The following is a 1882-nucleotide window of genomic DNA, read 5'->3' on the forward strand; positions in this document are numbered from 1 at the left end:
CCCGACTCGCTACAACACCAGGGGAAACCAAATTGGCGCGGGATGGAGCAGTCCGGTAGCTCGTCAGGCTCATAACCTGAAGGTCGTAGGTTCAAATCCTACTCCCGCAACCAAATTTACCAACCTTATCAAATGGTTGGAATCCGACAAAAACACTCGCGTATAGTTCGCGCAAAAACGAGTCAACGCCAAGTCAACGTTTGACGAGTCCCCCTTAAAACCGGGGGCTTTTCGCGTTGGGGGTATCCGTCCGGTCTGACTGCCCTGCCTGCGTGATGGAGTGGGTGATAGTGTCCACCATCGATAGTGGACATCTTGAGGTAGGTGATGGCGGGTGACCTGCCCCCCGAAACTTCCCTCGTTCTGATGTAGAGTTTGCTCAACCTTTGTATGCGGTGTCTGGAACCCACCTTCCTGAGTTTGGTGTGATTTGAGGTTCAAGGCCTGTTGGATGACAGGAGGTGAGTTTCTCAAAGGTCTGGGTGTCGAAGTCTCAGTTATGCAGGTCACTGGGACCGCATCATGGAAGCCATCGCCGACGCTGATAACGTCGATACGGTCATGGTCCCCTCTCATTGATTGCTTTGCAATCAACTGACGGGCAATGGACGGCACGACGATCCGTGCCCATCATTCTGCCACCACGCTCAAAAAAAGACCCGCGCCGGTGTTTAGGTCGTTCTCGAGGCGGATTAGGAACGAAAATTCATGCGCTTACCAATCAAGACGGGTTGCCAATCCGATATGAATTGACTCCCGGCCAAGCCCATGACGCGCCGCCGTGCAAGACGCTCTTGGACAACTTGCAACCTGGCCAACATGTATTGGCGGACAAGGCATATGACGCAGATTGGATCAGGGACATGATCTGGGAACAGGGGGCAACCGACGTGATCCCTCCCAAGGCCAACCGCAAACTATCCGCCGAATTTGACGCTGAAATCTACCGACAGCGCAACAAGATCGAGCGCTTCTTTGGCAGACTGAAATCCTCCTTCCGCCGCATCGCAACCCGATACGAGAAATCATCACGAAACTTCCTGTCGATGATCAAACTGGCGTCGGTCAGGCTATGGATCGAGTTTTATGAGTCCGCTGCCTAGCTATCGATTCTCATCCTCTCAAGAATGGAGAGCGATTCAGTATTGCCATAGGCGGCGCTCCTGTGTAATCAGCCTGCCATCGGACCACAGCTTCATAATACACACTTGCAACTTTGTGAGTTTGTTGGAGCTGGTTTCCCAAAGTCGTTGATCTCAACGACGCGCCCCTATAGCTCAGCTGGTAGAGCAACTGATTTGTAATCAGTAGGTCCGCGGTTCGAGTCCGTGTGGGGGCACCAATTTACACAGCAAAAACAACGACTTGTGCTTTTGAGATCGGCCAGATAGCGATGCATACTGCGCTGAATACAGTATAAGTACAGAAATTGAGTCGACCTCCGACGTTATCTTCAAAGGTTGCTCTGAATCCAGCGTTCGCTAAGGGATCGGTTGGCTACTAGGTATCCAGCAGAACTTCCCGAATAATCCTGCCGCGCGTGGCACGGGTTGTCCGGTCGTTGGTGGATTGAAGTGTGGCGCGGAGGTAGTCGCCTACATTGCCGACTGGTGCGTCATCACTTTCGCGCAACTGGTTCACTTGGTCAAAGAAGTCGCCAAGCCTTTGCCCTGATGCTGCGGGCTCCAGGGCATCATTGTCTCTATGCAGTACACGATCAACTTCCACGAACAGAGTATAGAAATCGGCCTTTTCCATGCCCTGAATCGCCCCGGGTTTGTCGGAGACCTATAGCTTCATTTCACGCGACCATATCGAGCACGTCGCGCTGTGCATAGAAGTTGTCTTCGGCCTCTGCTGGGGGGATGTTTCCGATGGGGCC

Annotated in this window: 2 protein-coding genes and 2 tRNA genes; 3 read left to right on the top strand and 1 reads right to left on the bottom strand. The window is 52.9% G+C overall.

Going from position 1 to position 1882, the window contains the following annotated elements; all coding sequences use genetic code 11:
* Positions 1 to 36: 36 nt before the first annotated feature.
* The 3 genes from QO231_RS25990 (at position 37) to QO231_RS26000 (ending at position 1342) form a co-directional block, all read left to right on the top strand.
* Positions 37 to 113: transfer RNA gene (locus QO231_RS25990), tRNA-Met, on the top strand.
* Positions 114 to 623: 510 nt separating this feature from the next.
* Positions 624 to 1103 (top strand): IS5 family transposase, encoded by a 480-nt coding sequence (locus QO231_RS25995; protein WP_316783184.1) that lies wholly within the window; start codon positions 624 to 626, stop codon positions 1101 to 1103.
* 163 nt (positions 1104 to 1266) lie between these two features.
* A tRNA-Thr gene (locus QO231_RS26000) sits at positions 1267 to 1342 on the top strand.
* A gap of 158 nt (positions 1343 to 1500) precedes the next feature.
* Here the strand turns inward: QO231_RS26000 and QO231_RS26005 are convergent.
* Positions 1501 to 1758 carry a hypothetical protein gene (locus QO231_RS26005; RefSeq protein ID WP_316783186.1) on the bottom strand — a complete coding sequence of 86 codons (258 nt, stop codon included), beginning with the start codon at positions 1756 to 1758 and terminating at the stop codon, positions 1501 to 1503.
* Positions 1759 to 1882: the final 124 nt, after the last annotated feature.

It is taken from the genome of Sedimentitalea todarodis (assembly GCF_032595355.1).
In the GTDB taxonomy this organism is placed as follows: Bacteria; Pseudomonadota; Alphaproteobacteria; order Rhodobacterales; family Rhodobacteraceae; genus Sedimentitalea; species Sedimentitalea todarodis.

Bases quoted from the DNA above. Each gene is read 5' to 3' on its own strand.
- QO231_RS26005 (WP_316783186.1), bottom strand. From the start codon at position 1,758: ATGGAAAAGGCCGATTTCTATACTCTGTTCGTGGAAGTTGATCGTGTA.